Source organism: Robinsoniella sp. RHS, from assembly GCF_001029355.1.
In the GTDB taxonomy this organism is placed as follows: domain Bacteria; phylum Bacillota; class Clostridia; order Lachnospirales; family Lachnospiraceae; genus Robinsoniella; species Robinsoniella peoriensis.
The window spans coordinates 1-4,515 of sequence record NZ_JNGB01000170.1 but is presented as its reverse complement, the minus strand read 5'-3'; the positions used below and the strand labels follow the sequence as shown (position 1 = coordinate 4,515).

At 38.4% G+C, this 4,515-nt stretch carries 3 protein-coding genes, 1 tRNA gene, 1 rRNA gene and 1 pseudogene; 1 reads left to right on the top strand and 5 read right to left on the bottom strand.

The genetic code is table 11. The features are described 5' to 3' along the window. From RHS_RS27410 to RHS_RS27390, 5 genes are all read right to left on the bottom strand, one after another. Positions 1-314 (bottom strand): 16S ribosomal RNA (locus RHS_RS27410); the annotation flags it as partial. A gap of 399 nt (positions 315-713) precedes the next feature. Continuing rightward, positions 714-801: transfer RNA gene (locus RHS_RS27405), tRNA-Ser, on the bottom strand. Between the two features lie 106 nt (positions 802-907). Continuing rightward, a complete protein-coding gene (locus RHS_RS27400; protein WP_047834964.1) occupies positions 908-1,618 on the bottom strand; it encodes a 1-acylglycerol-3-phosphate O-acyltransferase in 711 nt (236 codons plus the stop codon). 7 nt (positions 1,619-1,625) lie between these two features. Then, positions 1,626-2,180 (bottom strand): Fe-S-containing hydro-lyase, encoded by a 555-nt coding sequence (locus tag RHS_RS27395; protein WP_027295456.1) that lies wholly within the window; start codon positions 2,178-2,180, stop codon positions 1,626-1,628. A 149-nt stretch (positions 2,181-2,329) separates the two neighbouring features. Then, positions 2,330-3,175 carry a fumarate hydratase gene (locus tag RHS_RS27390; RefSeq protein WP_027295455.1) on the bottom strand — a complete coding sequence of 282 codons (846 nt, stop codon included), beginning with the start codon at positions 3,173-3,175 and terminating at the stop codon, positions 2,330-2,332. Between the two features lie 366 nt (positions 3,176-3,541). On the opposite strand from RHS_RS27390, the pseudogene RHS_RS27385 reads away from it, so the two are divergent. After that, positions 3,542-4,515, top strand: a pseudogene (locus RHS_RS27385) (hypothetical protein); the annotation flags it as partial.

Below are 4,515 nucleotides of genomic sequence, written 5' to 3'. Positions count from 1 at the left end.
TCTCAGGCCGGCTACTGATCGTCGCCTTGGTAAGCCGTTACCTTACCAACTAGCTAATCAGACGCGGGTCCATCTCATACCACCGGAGTTTTTCACACTGTGCCATGCAGCACTGTGCGCTTATGCGGTATTAGCAGACATTTCTGTCTGTTATCCCCCTGTATGAGGCAGGTCACCCACGCGTTACTCACCCGTCCGCCGCTCAGTCATCAAAACTTCATTCCGAAGAAATCTGTTTTAATGCTTCGCTCGACTTGCATGTGTTAAGCACGCCGCCAGCGTTCATCCTGAGCCAGGATCAAACTCTCAAATAAAGTTTTGATCTTAGTTCAAAAATCAACTACTAGCTAATTTTATCCCTTTATTACTGTTTTAAGGTTGTATCATTTCTGATACGGTTCTTAATTTTGAAATCTCTTTTAATAGAATCTTTCAAGGTTGTTTCACTGTTCAATTATCAAGGTTCTGTTTGCTTTTCTTTGCTGTTGTACTCTTTAGCGCAACTTCTATATCTTATCACACTGCCAAGTGTTTGTCAACAACTTTTTTAAAAAGTTTTTTGTGATGTTTTCTTTGCTGTTTTGACAGCTTTTATAGTTTATCACTTAGCTTACATATTGTCAAGCACTTTTTTACATTTTTTTACAAATGTTTTTGTACCATATTACTGTTTCCATCTTTTAAGATTTTAAACAGTGTTAGAAATAAATTAGCGGAGAAAGAGGGATTTGAACCCTCGCGCCGCGCAAACGACCTACACCCTTAGCAGGGGCGCCTCTTCAGCCACTTGAGTATTTCTCCTGAATCATTATTTCCTATATAATACTGCTTGTCACCTATTGTGGTGACGCACAAGTTATTATACTAAAGGGACTTCTATTTGTCAATCACTTTTTTTAAAAAAGTTTTATTCATTATCTTTAATCGTTTTTTCTATTCTATTTTTTACTAAAGTGGCTATTTCGGTGGACTTTAGCTCTTTGTAATCTTCATAATATATTGGGCTTAAATAGTGAACCTGTACGGTGATCCTTTTTATAGAATGAGTATCAAAGGATTTATAAGAGTCTATTAGCGCTACAGGAACAATGGGGCATTTTGCTTTTATTGCAGATTTAAAACTGCCGCCCTTGAAATCCAGCAGATCATTAGGATGCTTTGTTCTTGTTCCTTCTGCAAATATAACGTAATTTCTACCCTCCATTACTTCCCTGGTAACATCCATAATTACCCGCATAGACTGCTTGATGTCTTCTCTGTCAATTGCTTTTGCACGCATAATTGCAAACACCTGCTTCAGGAAGGGTACATTTGCTACTTCCTTTTTCATGACAACTGACAGCGGATGGCTGCTGCTTTCCACTAATGCCAGTACATCGAATAAACCCTGATGGTTTGGAAATAGTACGAAGCCTTTTTTTTCCGGCAGATTCTCTTCTCCGGTTGTCTGAATGGTAACTCTTCCTCCTTTGTTTGCATTGATCGTTATCTTTCTTAATAATGCAAACCTTTCCTCCTCCGTATGCTTATCATTCTCTTTTGCATATGAAATCAGCTGGCATGCCCAATAAGGTACAAACAATATATTTCGTAAAACCATCAAAATTATTCTTTCCACTAATTTATCAGCTCTCTTTCTTATATTGTTTTATTGCGCTCTCATAGAGATTGTTACCTTTGCAGTCTGCAACTACGATAACCGGAAAATTCTCTACTTCCAATTCTCTTATTGCTTCTGTGCCAAGATCATCATATGCAATTATCGTTGATTTTTTAATTCTTTGAGATAACAATGCACCAGCTCCCCCTACTGCGGCAAAGTAAACGGCATTATTTCTTTTAATTGCAGCCAGAACTTCCGGTGTCCTTTTCCCTTTGCCTATCATACCACGCAGACCCAGATCCAGCAGTTTCGGCGCATACTTATCCATCCTGCTGGCAGTTGTGGGACCCGCCGATCCTATTGGACGTCCTTCCCTTGCCGGAGATGGCCCCATATAATAGATGATATTATTCTTTACATCTATAGGAAGTGTCTCATTTTTATCTAAAGCTTCCTGCATTCTTTTGTGGGCAGCATCTCTTGCTGTGTATATTTTCCCCGTTATATAAACATAATCGCCGGCTTGCAGTCCTTTTGCATCTTCCTCACTTATTGGTGCATTTATATATTTATCCATACTTATTCCCATTAAGTATTACAGGCAAGCCTGTAATACTGCCACAATCAAACAGGTTGAAAGAATCACATCGTGGCATCCTTTCTGCATCATAATTTTCTTTCAACCTTTCCCTCCAGTGCCGCACTGTTTCTTATATTATATCTATTTTATATTTCCCTTACACTATGCCTGTTAACATGGCAGCAAATATTTACGCCAACGGGAAGTCCCGCAATGTGGGTAGGATATGTATTAATATTTACGGCAAGAGCAGTTACTCTTCCTCCCAGACCGCCTGGTCCGATTCCAAGACCATTTATTTTATCCAATAACTCAATTTCCAGTTCTTTTACATATTCTACTTCTGAATGGGAACCCGCTTCCCTGGTTAGTGCTTTCTTAGCCATAACCGCACATTTTTCGAATGTACCTCCGATGCCAACACCTACGACCATTGGCGGACATGCGTTAGGACCTGCATCTTTTACTGCAGTTAATACTGCATTCTTTACGCCTTCTATACCATCAGCCGGCTTCAGCATAAATACACGGCTCATATTTTCACTTCCAAACCCCTTTGGCGCTACAGTAATCCTTACTTTATCGCCGGGAACTATTTCATAATGAATGATTGCAGGTGTGTTGTCTTTGGTATTTTCCCGTATGATGGGATCATTTACTACTGATTTTCTTAAAAACCCATCTACATAGCCCTGACGTACGCCTTCATTAACAGCATCTTCCACACTTCCGCCTTCAAAATGTACTTCCTGCCCTACTTCCAGAAATATAACTGCCATACCTGTATCCTGGCAGATGGGTATCATATCTTTTCCTGCTATTTCCAGGTTCTCCTGCAGCTGGCATAAAATCTGCCTGCCCAGATCAGATTCTTCTATATCTACAGCCTTTTTCATTACCTTATCCATATCTTTGGATAAATAATGATTTGCCTCTATGCACATCTCTTTTATATTTTCCGTTAACTTGTCCACATGAATTGTACGAATCATGGTATAACCTCCTAGATTTATTCTTATCTTCTATAATATAGTATTCAAATCTCAACTTCAATATAAAAATGGATTTTCAGAAAAAACCCAGGAAAAAATGCAAATAGTACGTTTCGATTCTGGTATATCCGACCCAATTCCGGCTTTGCCTATGAACATTCCGAAATCAGGAATGTGGTAATAGGGCAGTCCCCTATTGAAGATGTAATTTCTGCTTTATATGGAAGCTGGATGTAATATATTTTTCAAACATATTTTAAAAGGTTTTCCTATACTCCAACTTGTTATTTGAGTGATCCTATGATATGATTTTAACTAGAGGACTAGATTACAGACAATACTTTTACAACTGCTTGGGAGAACTTTATGAACGATAAGAAACGCAGTTTATCTTATATTATAATGCTAATTATCTGTTTTCTTTTTTTAATTTTGGGCTGCATCTTCGTATATTTTATGATGCGTCAGAATGAAAAGAACGATTTGAACAATTTGTATGACCTGGCGGCTCAGGAGAAGACAATGATCTTAAAACAGATAAATGGTGACTGGGAAACTTTATCGGGTATATCTATCTGTCTTGGTGATCTGAACATCACTGAGACAGATCAGCTTACACCCATTTTAACAACGATTAATAATGCTAATACTTTTATCCGCATGGGTTTTATTAACACAGAAGGTATTGGGGATCTCATAGACATTAATGGGAATACATATGAGCATGTGGACTTTTCCAATGATTCTTTTTTTCAGGAAGCTCTGGCCGGGCATAACTCTATTTCTGAGGCCATCGAAGATCCATATTCAATCGGGTATATTAATTATTACGGTGTTCCTGTTTATCAGTCTGAAAAAGTGATTGGTGTTTTATGTGCGGTTAACAGCACTGATATTCTCCGCAACATCGTGGATGCAACCCTGATCCAGGGCGGTGGATTTTCAAATATTCTGAAAAGCAATGGTCAATATATTATCAGGTCGGCACATCACTACAATGTGGACAACATATATAAATTGGCGGATTTGGGAGATTTCTCGAAAGAAGCATATGCCAATATTCTGTCGGATTTTGCTGCAGGATCTGAAAATACGGTTCGCTATAACTACAAAGGAAATAAATACTGGGCTGTCTATATACCCGTTGACGTCAATGACTGGTATATTATAAGTATCGTACCGGAATCTATCATAAATGGCAATTACAATTATACTCTGGGTGTTATTCTTATCGTAAGTTCTGCTTTTATTATATCTATGGTTTTTGCTTACCGTATGAATCAGATGACCAGGAAAAACAAAGAACATCTGGAACAGCTTGCCTATTCCGATCCGATTAC